We start from the raw sequence: 14,936 nt of genomic DNA on the forward strand, positions 1-14,936 counted from the left end.
GCGTCCACCGCTCGGTTATTTGCGGCGGAACACCTTTACGCCCTCTCCCTGCCTCCACCGTGTGACGACCAGCTCGTCGCCTTCGACCGCGGTGAGCACTGCTTCGGTGAGATCGAGCCGGAACGCGTGAAAGTCGCCTGCTGGCTCGCCTCCCGTGGTGTAGGTGGCCTTCTCCGGACCCCGGACCTCAACGGCGACGCCAGTCACTTTGGCGTCGCCGCCTTCATAGGGATGCGCATGGATCGCGCACCGGCCGTCCCGCTGCAGGTCCTTCGCCTTGCGGGCGTCGAGCATGGAACCCAAGGACAGATACGGACCGCGGAAGTCGACTTCGGAGCCGCTGACCCGTGGTGAACCGTCCTTACGCAACGTCGCCAGGACGTGCGTCTTTGCTGCCTCGAACCGCTTCCGGATCGCCGCGGCGAGGTCGCTTGCCTCTTGCTCGAACGCATCCCAAGTCGCCATGCCGCTGATTCTTCCAACAACCGCTCGCTCGAGCATGCCCCTGAGCCGGTCCAGCGAACATCCGCTCATCGGCACGACCGGACGTCTGCGGCCCTGGCCGGCCTCCGACACGAGCAACACCCGATCGGCGGCAAATGGGCAGGCGGGACACGAGGGTGTCGTCGACAAGTTCAGGGCGTAAAGCGCCGCACGGATTCCCGGGTCACGGTGAACTGATCAATGCCGTCCTCCGCGGATATGCCGTCAGCGGCAGTCGAAACGATCAGCGTGGCGGGCCTCTGGAGGTCGTCTTCGGAAATCTCGCGGACGACGATGCCGCGAATACCGATACGCCAAGTGGCGGCGGGCACCCCAACGGCGCGCGCGGATCCGCCGGAGACAGCGCCCCGTTGCGGACCGGTCATGTAGTCGGATCAGCGTTGGCGATGTAGATGGCAAACGCCGCGACCTCTTCGTCGGTCACCGTCGGGGCGAAGTCAAGATGCTCGCTGGGATGAACCCCGGTGCCCATGCCGGTGACCGTGACGAACCACGCCGCCTCCTGGTCGAACCAGTACGCTTTTCCCAGCAGCCCAACCTCCACGGCCTCGGAAGGGTCATCGGGGTTTTCCGCCGCGATGATGCGCACCCACTGCCCGTCTCTCCCGTAAGGCGGCCGCGGAAATGTGAGAGCGATGTCGCCGGAGCCGAACTCCTCCACCGGCACGCCGAACGTTCGGGCTGCGCCTACGCGCGCCATGGACAGTACGTCGCGGGTCTTGCCGGTACGACCGACTTCCACCTCGCCAGCAGGCCCGTCGATCAGCACGACGTAGGAACGGTCCGGCTGGTGGCGCACCCTCGCACGCACCGTGCTCGGTTCATCACCCATCCGTTTACGGTGCCGCATCCATCCTCCTTCCTGAACCGATATTCAGCGCATACGTACCTGCATGACGGGCCGACAAGGCACCCCCTGTCCCAGGTAATGCGCTCCACCGTACGGAGCAGACGCTAACGGCGCCTCGGCGCTGTCCGTACTGGGGAACACGCGGGCCCCCGCTCCGGGGAACCGCAGCCGGCCAGCACCAGCACGACCGCAACAGGCATCGCGTCACGCACTCCCTCATGGGCACGGATCCACCATCCACGGCGCGGGACCCATCCGGTCCCGTGCCCCGTCCTGCATCGGCGCCGAGATTTCGCACAGCCGCGACCGCCAGCCGTCGAACGACGTGGGGAACACCTCGACGGCGCCGTTGCGCACCACCGCGAACCGCTCCCGGTCGGGCGAGAGCAGCAACCGCCGCCCCTCGCCGGGCACCCGGGCACTCATGTCGTCCGGCCACAACCGGTCGAGGTTCCGCGGCAGGCCCCACTTCCGCAGAACCGCAGGCCAGCCCACCACCGAGCCGGCGTCCTCGTTGGACAGCGGGCGCGTGGTGTAGTGGCCGACCGCGCCGGTCGCCTCGGCCGGCGCGGTGGGCGGCGACCGCTCCAGGATCCGCCGGCGCATGTCTATCGCGTCGGTGCCGCCCTCGCCGACCACCACGGCGTGCTCGGCGTCCGGGAACAGGATCAGGCGGGTGGGACCGCCGGGCAGCGGTCCCCAGGTCGTACCCATATCGGCCTTGTCGACATCGACCAGCTGGAACCCGGAGCCGTCCGCCGCCGCGACCGCCACCTCGCTGCCGCCCGGGCGGGCCGCGACCAGCGTGGTCCCGGTCCGGCCGCCGCCCTCGGCGGGGGTCAGCGTGATCCGGCGCGGCGGCGCCGCGGCCGGGTCCGCCGGATAGATCAGAAGATCGTCGTTCGACCGTACGACGATCCGCCCGTCCCCGAGCACGGTGACCGCCGACTCCGCCCCGAGCGCGTCGACCGGGACGGTCACCCACGCCCGCCCGGAACGCCGCAGCGCCGGCAGCTCGTAGCGGTTCACCTGATAGGCGGTGCCGCCGCCGGGCCGGGACAGCACGGCGAGGAACGACCCGTCCGGCGCCAGGGCCACCGTCCCGTGGTCGCCGGGAGTGCCGGTGGAGTCCACGCGCACGCTCGCCCGCGGCGATCCGTCCCGATCGAGCAGTTCCAGCAGGTTGTCGTCGTGCAGGGCGATCAGCGACCCGTCCGGCAGGAAGCGCGCGAACGCGATCGGGGCGACGGTGACCGGCGGACGGGCCGGCGGGCGGATCACCCGGACCACCCCGTCGGCCGAGGCGGCGATCAGGTACCGGGAACCCGGCCCGACGGCGTACGGGCCGTCCGGCCGTGGCCGCCCCGGCACCGCCGCCGCCAGCCGCTGCCCGTCGAACGCCAGGATCCGCGGCACCGTGGGGAACGCCGTCCCGACCTGCTCACCGGCGACCTCCTCGAGGGCCACCACGCGGGGCCCGCCGACCGCCGCCACCCGGGCGCCGCACCCGCGCCGGACGGCCGGCGACACCGGACGCCCGGTCTCCGGGTCGCTGAGGACCAGCTGGTCGCGCCGGCACCCGGCGATCAGCGTCGGCGTGCCGAAGGCCAGGTGGCCGGGTGGGCCGACGGCCCGCACCCGGGTCACCCGCGCGGTCACCGGGTTCCACACCACCGGCGGCAAGCTCAGCGAGAACTCGGCGGACGCCGAGCGGGCCGCGACGACCGCGCCACCCGGGGTGAAGCCGAGGCGCTCGACCATCATCCGGTCGCCCAGGGTCCGGTCCCACGTCCTGCCGCCGCCCAGGTCGTAGACGCGGACCCGGCGCGAGGTCGCGGCGACCGCCGCGATCCGGGCGCCGGTGACGTCGAAGGCGAGCGCGTGCACGGCGCTGCCCTCACTGTCCGAGCTGGGCGGCCCGGCGAACTCCCGGAGCACCGCCCAGGAGGCCGCGTCCCGCACGGTGATCCGGCCGGTGACGTCCCCGGTCGCCACCAGGGCGGGGCCCGCGGCCAGCGCTGACACGTTGCTCTCGCTGATCACCCGACGCGGCCGGCCCGCGCCGATCCGCCACCCGGTGAGCCGCCCGGCCCGGTCCCGGATCAGCACCCGGTCCCCCGCGACGGCCAGCTCGGCGACCGCCCCGGTGACCGGCAGCAACGCCACCGTGCCGGTGTTGTCCAGCAGGTCGTCGAGGACCGGCCGGACCGTGTCGAGGCGGCCCCGCATCCGCGCGGCGGCGAGGTCCAGGATCGTACGCAGGCCCTCGTCCGCTCGTCCGATCCCGTCGGCGGTGCGGCGCAGACCGTCCGCGAGCCGGTCCCGGGCCACCGGGTAGAGCACCGTCCCGGCCGTCGCGACCAGCAGCGCCACCACCGACACCAGCGCCACCAGGGTCCGTCGGGCCCGGCGCCGGCGCTGCTCCCGGGCGAACCCGGTGCGGATGAACTCCTGCTCGGCCGCGGAGAGATCGTCCGGTCGCCGCACCAGCCAGCCGTGCGCGGCCCGCAACGGCGCGCCGCGCGGCAGCGCGTGCAGGACACCAGGGCCACCGTGCCCGTGGCCAACCTGCCGGCGGGGTACTGGCCGGTGGCGCAACGGCTCGCCGGCGAGCGCCTGGTCACGGTGACCGGGCAGGACGGGCGGCTCGCGGTCGGCCTCGTCGAAACAGTGCAGCCCGCGGTACGGCTGCGGGGGCCGGCACGCGGCCCGCAGCTCCGGCCACATCCGGTGGATCTCGCCGAACGGGAGCGCGTACGCCGTACGCCAGTCCAGTCCCTCCTCGGCGCTGAGCACGATCCCGCACACCGCCCGGTGCGCGGGCGCCCACAGCGGCCCACCGCTGTACCCGGCCCGCTCCCCGGTCCGGGCGTGCGGCACCACCTGCATCTGGAGCAGCCCGCCGGCGGTCATGCCCTGCGAGACGGTCTCCAGCCAGAAACCGGCCTCCCGGTTCTCCGGCACGCCGAACAGCCGGAACTCGGTCCCGGCCGGCGGGTTGTCCGGCACCACCGGCGCGGGGCGCACCCCGGCCGGCGGGTCCCCGGTGAGCACGAGTCCACACAGGTCACCGGCCTGTTGCGGTCGCTGCCCGAGGTAGCGGCGCACCTCGGCGAGCCGCACGTCCCCGGGCGCCACCAGCGGGAAGTCGACGCGGACCAGGTCGCCGACGGCGGGCGCGCGCTCCAGCGCGAACTCGGCGTTGTGCCCGGCGGTGACCACGTGCCGCGCGCCGACCAGCACGGCCGCGCCGACGGGCCGCCCGTCGCGCTCGCGCAGGATCCTGGCCACAGCGATCTGGCTGGGCTCGCGGAGCACCCGCGTCACCGAACAAACTCCGCGACCATCGCGTCACAGCGTCGGTCCGTGCCGAGATCCACTCAAGACGGCGGGCCCGCTTTACCCCGATCGGCTGACCCCGGCGCCGGTGGTGCGGCTGATCCCCAGAGGTGTCTCGCGGTGCTTGCGGCACCGCTGAGGGCCCCGCCGGGCCCCGGCCGGCGGTGGCAGGTCTCCCGGGGCGCCGGAGGTACCCCTGGGGGACCGGCCGGGGCCGCTCAGGCGGGGAGGTCGAGGTGTTCGCGGAGGGTGGTGCCGGTGTACTCGGTCCGGTAGATGCCCCGCGACTGCAACTCCGGGACCAGCTTGTCCACGATGTCCTCGACCGTGCCGGGCACGAGCTGGGGAAGGATGTTGAAGCCGTCCACCGCGCGGTCGGCGAGGTACCGGGACCACTCGTCGGCGATCTGTGCCGGCGTGCCGACGAACGTGTTGTGCTGCGGCGTCACCTCGATGACCAGGTCGCGGATGGAGAGACCACGCTCGGCGGCGAGCCGGCGCCACCCGGCGATCCGCTCCGCCTTGCCGGTGCGGTGCTCGATCGAGATCGTGCCGCGGGACGGGTCGAGCTCGCCCTCGGCCGGCTCGATGTCGGGCAGGGGGCCGTCCGGGTCGTACCCGGAGAGGTCCTTGCCCCAATATTGCTCCAGGAAGGCGATCGCCCGCGGCCCGGTCACCTGTTCCCGCTGGATGTAGCGGGCCTTCTCGGCGGCCTCGGCCGGGGTGTCGCCGAGGACCACCGCCGCGCCCGGCAGGATCCGCAGCGAGTCCGCCGAGCGGCCGTGACCGGCGAGGCGCTTGCGCAGGTCCACCGCGTAGGCGACGGCCTTGTCGTAGTCGGTGTTCGCGGAGAACACCACGTCGGCGTGGCGGGCGGCCAGGTCCCGGCCGCCGGCCGAGTCGCCGGCCTGGAACAGGACCGGGCGAGCCGGCACGGTGGGGCCGGCGGTCACGTCGATCAGGTCGTCGTGGCGATCCACCGGCTGCCCCTGCCACAGCGCCTTCGCCGTCTCGACGAACGCGTTGGCGCGCTCGTAGCGGCGCTCGTGCGGCAGCCACCCGCCGTACCGGAAGTTCTCTCCGGTCCAGGCGTTGTCGGTGGTGACGATGTTCCACCCGGCACGGCCGCCGGAGACGGCGTCCAGGCCGGCCAGGCGCCGGGCCAGATCGGCCGGGAAGTTGTAGGTGGTGTTCTGGGTGGCGACCAGCCCGATCCGTGAGGTCTCCGCGGCCAGCGCCGCGAGCTGGGTGATGGCGTCCGGCCGCCCGGCGACGTCCAGCTCGTGGACGCGTCCGCGATTTTCCCGTACGCGAAGTCCCTCGCCCAGGAAGAACGCGTCGAACAGCCCGCGTTCCAGGGTCTGTGCCGTGCGGACGAACGCGTCGATGTGGGTGTGCGTGGCGAACGCCGGATCGGTCCAGATCAGTTGCGGCCCGACGCCTGTGAAGAACACACCCAGATGCAGTTGAGGTGACACGGCTGGCTCCCTTACGCGGCGGTGGCGAACTGGTTGGCGGGGCGCGGCAGCCCGAGCGTGTCCCGCAGGGTCGGCCCGGTCACCGGCGCGCGGCCCAGCACGGCGGCGATCCGGGGCAGGTCGGCGACCGGGTCGGCCAGGCGCAGGCGGACGCCGTCGACGATCGGGCCCAGCGTCTCGACCAGCTCCCGCAGGTCGCCGGGCGTCCCGGCGGACAGGCCGCCGGGCGTCTCCGGAAGGCCGCCCCACGTGTCGGCCGGGCCGCCGGCCCCTACCGCGACGTCGGCGAAGACCAGCGGCGCCCCGTCGGCCCGCGCGCGCCGCGCCCGGTCGGCGACCTCGTCGATGGTGGTCGCCGCGACCAGGACCACGTCGAGCCGGCCGGTGACGCCCAGGTCGTCCGCGCCCAGCACTACCGGCTGCCCCTGCGGCGGCCGTGGCGTGATCAGCGGCCCGACCACGGAGAACCGCGCGCCGGTGAAGTTCACGTGGTGCACCTTGTCGGCGTCCAGGAAGCGGCCGGTGGCGCGGTCCCGGATGACCGCGTCGTCCTCCCACGAGTCCCACAGCCGCCGCGCCACGTCGATCACGTCGGCGATCTCCTGTCGCAGGTCCGGACCGGCCAGCGGCGGAATGCCGACCGTGGCGTACGCCGCGGGGCTGCTCTCCGCGCCGACCACCCAGGCGCCGCGGCCGAGCGACGCGTGGTCCAGCGAGGCCACCTGCGTGGCCAGGTGGAACGGCTCGGTGACGGTGACGTGCAGGTTCGGCGCGAGACCGATCCGCGTGGTGCGCCGGGCGAGGTGGGCGGCCCGGACGCCGGCCTCGATCCGGCCGGTGGCCAGCGGCGAGTCCGCGATGGTGACCAGGGCGAATCCGGCCGCCTCGGCGTCGGCCACCAGGCCCGCGCCGGCCGGCACGGCACCGATCTCCAGCGCGAGGTGGGGTAGTGGTTGGCTCATCAGACCTCCCTTTCCTGGAAAGCCTATAGCTTAGATAGGGTATCTGCCGGGGTTGCCCGTGTCACACCGGTGCGGATGTCGAGGGCCGCGCAGGTGGCCGACAGGATCATCATGACCAGGCAGATCGTCAGCCCCCGGGAGGCGGCGGCCGGCCCGAGCGCGCCGACCAGGATGCCGGTCACCGCGGCCGTTGCCAGGGTCGCCGAGATGCGCTGGGACACCTGCAGGAACGCGCCGGCCAGCCCGGCCACCGCGGCCGGCGCGTGGGCCAGGGTCAGCGCCTGGTTCGGGGAGATGATCAGCCCGCCGGCGATGCCCATGGCCAGCTGGGTGAGTGTGATCCCGGCGCCGAGGGCGGCGCCGGAGGTGGTGTGCAGCACGACGATCGTGGTGGCGATGGCCAGCGACGACGCGCCGAGGGCGGCCACTACGCTCGGCCGGCCGTACCGGCTGACCAGGCGCCAGCTCTGCGACGACGAGATCGCGAACCCGAGCGCGCTGGGCAGCGTGACGAGCGCGGTGCGCAGCGGCGGCCAGCCGAGACCGTCCTGCAGGTACAGCACCAGCACCAGCGTGGTCGACAGCGACGCGCCGAACTGGAACATCGCGGTCAGGGTGCCGAGGCGGAAGCCGCGGTTGCCGAGCAGCGCCGGGATCAGCACCGGGATGCGCCCGGACCGCGCGTAGCGGACCTCCCAGCCGGCCAGCGCGGCGGCCGCGGCCAGCGCCGCGAGGATCCACAGGAAGGCCGGGGGCCCTTGGCCGGCGGGCAGGACGAACGGCAGCAGCAGTCCGAGAGTGATCAGCCCGAGCAGGGACAGGCCGGGCAGGTCGAGGGTGGTGCGCCCGGCGACCGGCCGGCGGTGGTCCGGCAGCAGGAGAATCGCCAGGGGTACGGTGACGAGCCCGAACGGCACGTTGAGCAGCAGCACCAGCCGCCAGCCCAGGTCGTTCCCGGCGGTGTCGAGCACCAGTCCGCCCAGTGGCGGCCCGACGATGCCGGCGATGCCGCCCACCGTGGCGTAGGCGCCGAGCGCCCGGGTGCGCTCCGGTCCGGTCCAGAGGTCCTGGATGATGCCGTACACCTGCGGATTGACCGTGCCCGCGCCGGCGCCCTGCGCCAGTCGGGCCACCGCGACCACCCACGGCTCGGTCGCCGTCCCCGCGACGACGGCGGCCACGGTGAACAGCGCGACGCCGCCGGCGAACAGCCACTTGCGCCCGTGCGCGTCGCCGAGCCGCCCGGCCGGCACGAGCGCCAGGCCGAACGCGAGCGAGTACCCCGCGATGATCCACTGCAGGGTGGCCGGGCCGGCGCCGAGCGACTCGCGCAGCGCGGGGATCGCCGTGGTCAGGCTGGACTGGTCGAGGAGCGTGGTGAAAGCGGCGCAGAGGCAGACGAGCAGCGGCGGGCCGGACCGGTTGGGCACCGCCTCACCGTATGCCATCAATTCGGTAGGTGATGTAGAGATAGTGGTCACGCCGGCCGGATGCTGACGACCGCCGGCCGGTGGCCTATTTCTGATCTTCTATAGTGGCCGCCGTGCATGATCACATACGGCGGTTCGTCATCGCGGGCGTGCTGCTGGCCGGCGGGCTGACGCCGGCCGGCTGCGGCGCCCGGCAAGTGCCGCCGTCGCCGGGGGTCGTCCAGCCGTCGCCCGATCTCGCGCGGGCGGCCGCCCGGCTGGGCCAGGAATCGGCCCGCTTCACCGTGGTGACCGGCGACGAGAAGGTCTCCGGCGTGATCGACCAGGCCACCGGGAACTGGGAGATGACAGGCAGGGGGTACGTCGTCCGCCGCCTCGGCCCGGACGTGTACGTCAAGCTGAGCGCGGAGCCGGCGCACAGCGGTTACCCCGGGCAGTACGCCGCCGACCTGGGCAGGTGGGTCCACGTGGCAGTGCCGGCCGGCGATGCCCCGGCCTTCGGCGAGGACTTCCCGTGGGCGCCCGCCCGCGCCGCGGCCACCGTGGACCTGGACGTGGACGGGCGGTTCAGCCGGGTCACCGTGCGGGACCCGGCCATGGTCGTCAGCTACTCGGACTACGGGGTGGCCGTGCGGGTCACGGCCCCACCCGCGAGCGAGACGATCGAGGACCACCTGTTCACGCTCGCCAACCTCGGCGAGCTCTTCTGACGGTCAGTAACCGAAGTCCTGGGTGTAGTACGGGGCGCCGTTCGCCGCGTGGACCGCGCCCACGCCGACCGTGGTCGACTGGCAGTTCAGGATGTTGGACCGGTGCCCGGCGCTGTGCATCCAGGCGTTCATGACCTCGGCGGCGCTGCGGTAGCCCCAGGCGATGTTCTCGGCGGACGGCGACCGGTAGCCGGCGGCCTTGACGCGGGCCACGAAGGTGGAGCCGCCGTCGCCGGTGTGCGAGAACGAGCCGGTCCGGGCCATCCACGCGCTGTGACCGCGGGCGGCCTCGGTCAGCCGGGCGTCGACGCTCAGGGCCGGGCAGCCGTGCTGAGCGCGCTGCTCGTTGGTGAGGCGGACGAGGTCGGCCTGCAAGGCCTGCTCGGAGGCTTTGACCTCGGCCCTGACCGGCGCGGCCTCGGCCGAGGACGCGGTCGTCACGACGCCGGCCGCGGCCGGGACGACGAGGGCGGCCAGGGCGAAGCGGCGGAGGAGAGAGCGCAAGATCCAAACCCTTTCGGAGTACGTGGCCCGGCGGGTCCGCCGGTGTCACCGTTCTCTTCGTCGGGCTCGGGTGGCCGGTGATGGCAGGTCGGTGGCCCTCCGGTCGCCGTTCGGTTGCCGGCGTCGCCGGTGCCGGTGCCCGGGAGCGCGGGGCTCGTGTGCTCCCGGGCACCGGCGGTCACGGACCGCTGACCAGGTTGGTGACCTGGTGGCTGCTGTTCACGGCCGCGCCGGTGTTGTTGATGACGTGGCTGATCGTGCCGGTGCCGCCCAGCGACACGGTCACCATGTCGTGGAACTTGACGCCGCTGGTCACCGGGACCTCGAAGGCCCGCGCGTTGACCACCGACGGGTTCACGTTGAAGTAGGCGTAGCTGCCCAGGCCCCACGCCTCGTGGCTGGTGACCGAGTCGGCGACCTTGTACGCCGCCCACCCCTGCGTCGAGCCGTTCATGTACGCGGCCTGGTTCGGCGGGTCGTACGGCATCTCGTTCTGGTAGAAGTAGGTCCGCCCGCCGTTGCCGTTCCAGATCGTCTGGTACTGCTGGTAGTGCTCGACGAACAGGCCGTAGAACGTGACGTTGTTGCCGTTGACGACCAGGCCGTTGCGGGCGGTGTTGACGTTCCAGCCGACAGTGCCGCCGTTGCCGTGGTCGGCGCGCCAGATCCAGGCGTGGTCACCGATCACGTTGTTGCTGTTGATCTGGACGCTGACCGTGGCCTTGCCGGCGATCGAGCCGCCGATCCGGACGAACACGTCGGAGAGCACCGTCGGGTTGGCGGCGTGCGACGCGGTCGAGCCGGCCGGGCCGACCTGCAGCAGGATGTTCGAGTTGGTGGTGCCGGCGTCGAGCAGCAGGCCGGCGATCCGCACGCCGTCGACGTCGGCGACGTGCACCGCGTCGATGCCGCCGTCCGGGACGAAGGTGGCCAGGCCCAGGCCCAGCACGACGGTGTTCGCGCGGGTCACGTTCAGCGTCTGGTTGAGGTGGTAGACGCCCGGGGTGACCAGCAGGTTCTTGCCGGCCGCCAGGGCCGCGTTGATGGTCGCCGCGGTATCACCGGACTTCACCACGTAGAAGCTGCTGATCGGCAGCGACGAGCCGGCCGGCGTGCCGGACGCCCACGTCGTGCCGGCCGCGTTGTTCCGCAGCGCGGGGACGAAGACCTGGTAGGCGCCGGCGCTGTCGACGTACAGGTAAGGCTTTTCCGCAATCGTCGGCGACGAGCCGACAGTGGTGTACGGCGGCGTGGGGAAGCTCTGCGCCGGCGCGCCGGTCGAGCCGACGAAGACCTGGTTCCAGTTCGAGCCGTTCCAGCTGCCCATCGCCGAGTTGCGGGTCAGGAACTGCTGCTGCGAACCCGACTGGATCTGCCCGTCGATCTTGGAGTCGGCGATGAAGCCGCCGGACGACCAGCCGCCGTCGGAGAGAGCGAGATTCCCGCGTACGTGCATGCGGCGGTACGGGGCGGCCTGCGACACCGCCCAGCGGTCGAGACCGTCGGCCGGGGTGACCGACAGGCCCTCCGCCGAGCGCCAGAAGTTCTGGGTGGCGTTCTGCGAGCCGTCCGGCCACCAGTCCGCCTCGACGTGCACGTGACCGTTGATGTTCACCTGGTCCGGGGTCAGGCCGAGACCGGCGACCTGGGTGAAGAAGCCGACGTTGACGTCGTTGGAGTACGTGCCCGGCTTGAACAGCAGCGCGTACCGGGCGTTGCCGAACTGGTTGCTGACCTGCGAGTTGAAGACCGAGTTCACCTTGGACTGGATGGTCGACGCGGACATCGACGGGTCGAAGACGGTGACGTTCGGGCCGAGGTCCGGGTTGTTCGGGTTGGTCGGCACCGTGGTGGGCGGGCTCGTCGGCGTGACCGGGCCGCCGGAGAACGTCCACTTCTGGTTGGCGGCGCCGGAGCAGTCCCAGAGCTGCAGCTTGGCCCCGTTGGCCAGATTGTTGTCCTTGATGTCGAGGCACTTGTTCGCCGCGGTGTTGACCAGGTCGTGCGACGACGCGTTGTAGGTCCACTTCTGGCTGGCCACCGAGTCGTAGCAGTCCCAGAGGTGCACGACCGCGCCGTTGGCTGTCGCGTTGTTCGCGACGTCGAGGCACTTGCCCAGCCCTTGGACCTGCCCGTTGTCGGCGAGCGTCCAGCTCTGGTTGGGCCCGCTCGCGCAGGTCCACATCTGCGGCTGGTTGCCGTTCGCGGTGCTGCCGTCGGTGACGTCGAGGCACTTGCCGTTCGCCGAGCTGACGATGGTGCCGGTGCTGGCGGCCAGCGCCTCGGTCACTCCGGCCACGCCGAGACCGGCGACGACCAGCGTGATCGTCCCGGCGGCGAACCACCGGGGCCGCCGCCACGGGCGGCGATGCGTAGGATCGGACATCTCGGGCCCTTCATGGGGAAATCGGGGGAGAGGCGCCCAGCATTCGCCTATGTCATCAGGCCCTCAAGGTTCTTTAAGGTTCCTTTAATGGTTCCGCAACACGTCAATTTGTTACATCGGGTGCAGGTAGCCCCGTCTTCGACCGAGCCGTCCCGGTCCGGCAGCCGGGTTCGGGGTGAACGTCGCGCAGCCGGTCCTGGAGGGGCGTCGCGCGGCTGGCCCGGCCGTCAGCATCAGTCGACGCCCGATCGACGGGCGCGGCGCGGGATCCGGGCGGATCCCGTGAATCATGCCCGGATTCCGTGCTCGGGTTCCCCCGCGGGCATGACACAGGGGATTTCCCCGGCGCGACGCGGCCCCGGCCGCCGGCAGTCTGCAGTGGTCAGCGAGACGCGAGCAGGGGGAGTGGCGGACATGCGGCAGGCGGTGGTCCAGGACCTGACAGCTGTGGTACGCGACGCGCGGGCCGGCGACGAGCTGGCCTGGCGCGAGCTCGTCCAGGTGTACGGCCCCCGGTTGCGCGCGATCGCCCGGCGGTTCCGCATCCCACCGGACCAGGCCGGCGATCTGCTGCAGGCCACGTGGCTGCAACTGGTCAACGGGATCGACCGGCTGCAGTGCCCCGAGGCGGTCGGGTCCTGGCTGGCCGTGACGATGCGGCGGTTCTGCCTGCAGGCGGTGGCGGGCCGGGAACGGGAGTGCCCGGTGACCGGTCTGGACGAGTGGCTGACACAGCCGGGCGACGCGCCGGAGGCGAGCCTCCTACGGGCGGAGCAGGCAGCCAGCGTGCGACGTGCGCTCGCCCGGCTGCCGGAGCGTCAGCGGCGGCTGCTGTGGCAGCTGGCGACAGATCCGGATGCGCGGTACACCGAGATCAGCGCCCGGCTGGACATCCCGGTCGGAGCGATCGGGCCGACCCGCGCGCGGGCGCTGGGCCGGTTGCGGCGCCTGCTCCGCGACGAGGAACGGGCCCGTCTCTAGACCCGCGCCCGTTCTCCAGGTCCGTGGCCTTCTCCGGATCCGGGTCCTTCCGGATCCGCTGCCTTCTCCGGATCCACAATCCTGCGGCCGGACCGGGCCCGGCGCGCTTTTCTGATGCCGCGCCGGGACGCGGCCCTGTCCTGCGTCCCCGATTCCGTGCCCGGCTCGGGTGTTGTCGCGCGGTTCTAGATTCGTGCCCGGACCGAGTCCTGGACCCGCAGCGCGAACGCCGCCGGATCGCGCAGGTGCGGGAACGGGCCGTCGGCGGTCTGCGTCCGCGGCGCCGCGGACCATCCGCGGTAGGCCGCCGCCAGTGCCGGGTCTACCCGGCGCACGGCGAACTGACGGTAGGCCTCGGGCACGGCAGCCAGGTCCGGTTCCGGACTGCCGTTCACCACGATCACATCCTGTACGGCGTAACGCTCGGCGAACGTGTGCGCGAGCGATGCGGACCCGCCGTGCGCGACCAGCACCGGGGCGCGGTGCAGGTCCAGCCCTCGCACCAGCAGCGCGAGATCCTGAGCCAACCCGGACGGATTGTCGCGGGCCGGGGAGTCGCCGTGCCCGGGCAGGTCCACCGCTACCGCGGCGCAGCTGCCGTCCAGCTCGGCGGCGACCGGCCACCACATCGTGCGGTCGTAGAACAGTCCGTGCAGCAGGACGACGGGACGCCCGAATCGTCCCCAGCGGTCGTAGACGAGCCGGTTGCGAGGAGTGCCGTGGCAATGGGTGGTGCGGCGTGGCGGTTGCGGAGACATGCTTACGGCTTCCCAAGCTTCGCGGGGGCTGAAACATCCGGATCAACGACGACCGGGGGAGTTCCGGTTACGCCGCCGCCGTGCCTTTCCCGCGAACGCCGGCCGACTCCCGGGTCAGGTCGCGAGGAACTCGCGGGCGCCGCGCAGGCGGGTGGTCAGGCGGCTCCGGGTGGCTCGACAGTCCAGGCGTACGGCGACGGCGCCGGGTAGTCCGCTCGCCGCCCGCAGAGCGGTGGGCAGGGCTTTCCCGTCCAGGCCGGCGCGCCGGGCGATCAGGACGCCGAGCTCGTGGCGGCTGGTCGCGTCGGACCCGGCGACGTGGTGCACGCCGGGCTCGGCGGTCAGTTCCAGGATCGCGGCCGCGAGGTCGCCGACGTGGACCGGGCAGCGGATGTCATCGGTGAACAGGGCCCCGCTCCGCGTTCCGGTGGCGAGCTCGCGGACGAACGTCTCGGTGGGCGATCCCCCCTTGCCGACGATCAGCGACGTACGCACGATGGCCGCCTCCGGCACCGATCCGCGCACCGCGACCTCGGCCGCGGCCTTGGCCGCCCCGTAGGGCGTGATCGGATCCGGCACCGCCGTCTCGTCGTAGGAGCCGGCCGCGCCGGAGAAGATCGCGTCGCTGGAGACGTGCACGAGGCGCGCTCGCGCCAGCGCGGCGGCCGCGGCGACGTGCATGGCGCCCTCCGCGGTGGTCACCCAGTCCGCCTGCTGATATGCCGCGTTGACGATCACCTCCGGTTCGATCTCACCGACCAGTCGTGCGACCGCGGCCCGGTCGCGGATGTCGAGTCGCCGCCCGCCGGGCTTGCTGTGCGCGGTCGCCGTGACGTGGTGACCGGCTGCCGCCGCCTGCCGCACCACCTCGCGCCCGAGGAACCCACTACCGCCGATCACCAGCAGTCTCGTCGCCCTGTCGATGGACATGGGCGACAAGTCTGCCCCAGCGACCGCCCGGCCAGCGACCGCCCGGCCAGCGACCGCCCGGCCAGCGACCGCCCGGCCAGCGACCGCCCGGCCAGCGACCGCCC

At 72.7% G+C, this 14,936-nt stretch carries 13 protein-coding genes; 2 read left to right on the top strand and 11 right to left on the bottom strand.

The features are described 5' to 3' along the window. Nucleotides 1–15: 15 nt before the first annotated feature. The 7 genes from Asi03nite_RS13630 to Asi03nite_RS13660 all read right to left on the bottom strand — a co-directional run bounded on the left by Asi03nite_RS13630 (nucleotide 16) and on the right by Asi03nite_RS13660 (nucleotide 8,563). Nucleotides 16–465 (bottom strand): pyridoxamine 5'-phosphate oxidase family protein, encoded by a 450-nt coding sequence (locus tag Asi03nite_RS13630; protein WP_203679779.1) that lies wholly within the window; start codon nucleotides 463–465, stop codon nucleotides 16–18. Nucleotides 466–635: 170 nt separating this feature from the next. After that, a complete protein-coding gene (locus Asi03nite_RS13635) occupies nucleotides 636–869 on the bottom strand; it encodes a hypothetical protein (protein ID WP_203679781.1) in 234 nt (77 codons plus the stop codon). After that, the gene (locus tag Asi03nite_RS13640) at nucleotides 866–1,354 is read right to left on the bottom strand and encodes a hypothetical protein (protein WP_203679783.1); all 489 of its coding nucleotides are present in this window, start codon (nucleotides 1,352–1,354) and stop codon (nucleotides 866–868) included. The genes Asi03nite_RS13635 and Asi03nite_RS13640 overlap by 4 nt, the downstream gene beginning before the upstream one ends. A gap of 216 nt (nucleotides 1,355–1,570) precedes the next feature. Beyond that, nucleotides 1,571–4,681 carry a hypothetical protein gene (locus tag Asi03nite_RS13645; protein WP_203679785.1) on the bottom strand — a complete coding sequence of 1,037 codons (3,111 nt, stop codon included), beginning with the start codon at nucleotides 4,679–4,681 and terminating at the stop codon, nucleotides 1,571–1,573. 230 nt (nucleotides 4,682–4,911) lie between these two features. Further along, nucleotides 4,912–6,171, bottom strand: a complete 1,260-nt coding sequence (locus tag Asi03nite_RS13650) for an LLM class flavin-dependent oxidoreductase (protein WP_203679787.1) — start codon at nucleotides 6,169–6,171, stop codon at nucleotides 4,912–4,914. Nucleotides 6,172–6,182: 11 nt separating this feature from the next. Next, a complete protein-coding gene (locus Asi03nite_RS13655; RefSeq protein WP_203679788.1) occupies nucleotides 6,183–7,133 on the bottom strand; it encodes an LLM class flavin-dependent oxidoreductase in 951 nt (316 codons plus the stop codon). A 23-nt stretch (nucleotides 7,134–7,156) separates the two neighbouring features. Continuing rightward, nucleotides 7,157–8,563: an MFS transporter gene (locus Asi03nite_RS13660; RefSeq protein ID WP_203679789.1), complete on the bottom strand. Its 1,407-nt coding sequence runs from the start codon at nucleotides 8,561–8,563 to the stop codon at nucleotides 7,157–7,159. A 113-nt stretch (nucleotides 8,564–8,676) separates the two neighbouring features. Here Asi03nite_RS13660 and Asi03nite_RS13665 point away from each other — a divergent pair, with 113 nt between their 5' ends. Further along, nucleotides 8,677–9,273, top strand: a complete 597-nt coding sequence (locus Asi03nite_RS13665) for a hypothetical protein (RefSeq protein WP_203679790.1) — start codon at nucleotides 8,677–8,679, stop codon at nucleotides 9,271–9,273. A 3-nt stretch (nucleotides 9,274–9,276) separates the two neighbouring features. On the opposite strand, the gene Asi03nite_RS13670 is transcribed toward Asi03nite_RS13665, so the two are convergent. Both Asi03nite_RS13670 and Asi03nite_RS13675 read right to left on the bottom strand, forming a co-directional pair. Beyond that, the gene (locus Asi03nite_RS13670) at nucleotides 9,277–9,777 is read right to left on the bottom strand and encodes a CAP domain-containing protein (protein WP_203679791.1); all 501 of its coding nucleotides are present in this window, start codon (nucleotides 9,775–9,777) and stop codon (nucleotides 9,277–9,279) included. Between the two features lie 178 nt (nucleotides 9,778–9,955). Beyond that, entirely contained in the window at nucleotides 9,956–12,163 is a 2,208-nt protein-coding gene (locus Asi03nite_RS13675; RefSeq protein WP_203679792.1) for an RICIN domain-containing protein, read from the bottom strand. Between the two features lie 414 nt (nucleotides 12,164–12,577). Between Asi03nite_RS13675 and Asi03nite_RS13680 the strand changes: the two genes are divergently transcribed. Further along, a complete protein-coding gene (locus Asi03nite_RS13680; protein WP_203679794.1) occupies nucleotides 12,578–13,144 on the top strand; it encodes an RNA polymerase sigma factor in 567 nt (188 codons plus the stop codon). Nucleotides 13,145–13,329: 185 nt separating this feature from the next. On the opposite strand, the gene Asi03nite_RS13685 is transcribed toward Asi03nite_RS13680, so the two are convergent. Both Asi03nite_RS13685 and Asi03nite_RS13690 read right to left on the bottom strand, forming a co-directional pair. Continuing rightward, on the bottom strand, nucleotides 13,330–13,902 hold the full coding sequence (locus Asi03nite_RS13685; protein WP_203679796.1) for an alpha/beta fold hydrolase: 573 nt from the start codon (nucleotides 13,900–13,902) through the stop codon (nucleotides 13,330–13,332). A 114-nt stretch (nucleotides 13,903–14,016) separates the two neighbouring features. Continuing rightward, nucleotides 14,017–14,832, bottom strand: coding sequence for an SDR family oxidoreductase (locus Asi03nite_RS13690; protein ID WP_203679798.1), 816 nt, complete (start codon nucleotides 14,830–14,832; stop codon nucleotides 14,017–14,019). Nucleotides 14,833–14,936: the final 104 nt, after the last annotated feature.

It is taken from the genome of Actinoplanes siamensis (assembly GCF_016862395.1).
Classification (GTDB): Bacteria; Actinomycetota; Actinomycetes; order Mycobacteriales; family Micromonosporaceae; genus Actinoplanes; species Actinoplanes siamensis.

Coding starts and splice junctions, on each gene's coding strand:
- Asi03nite_RS13680 (WP_203679794.1), top strand. CDS start 12,578: ATGCGGCAGGCGGTGGTCCAGGACCTGACAGCTGTGGTACGCGACGCG.
- Asi03nite_RS13675 (WP_203679792.1), bottom strand. CDS start 12,163: ATGTCCGATCCTACGCATCGCCGCCCGTGGCGGCGGCCCCGGTGGTTC.
- Asi03nite_RS13635 (WP_203679781.1), bottom strand. CDS start 869: ATGACCGGTCCGCAACGGGGCGCTGTCTCCGGCGGATCCGCGCGCGCC.
- Asi03nite_RS13655 (WP_203679788.1), bottom strand. CDS start 7,133: ATGAGCCAACCACTACCCCACCTCGCGCTGGAGATCGGTGCCGTGCCG.
- Asi03nite_RS13690 (WP_203679798.1), bottom strand. CDS start 14,832: ATGTCCATCGACAGGGCGACGAGACTGCTGGTGATCGGCGGTAGTGGG.
- Asi03nite_RS13630 (WP_203679779.1), bottom strand. CDS start 465: ATGGCGACTTGGGATGCGTTCGAGCAAGAGGCAAGCGACCTCGCCGCG.
- Asi03nite_RS13685 (WP_203679796.1), bottom strand. CDS start 13,902: ATGTCTCCGCAACCGCCACGCCGCACCACCCATTGCCACGGCACTCCT.
- Asi03nite_RS13640 (WP_203679783.1), bottom strand. CDS start 1,354: ATGCGGCACCGTAAACGGATGGGTGATGAACCGAGCACGGTGCGTGCG.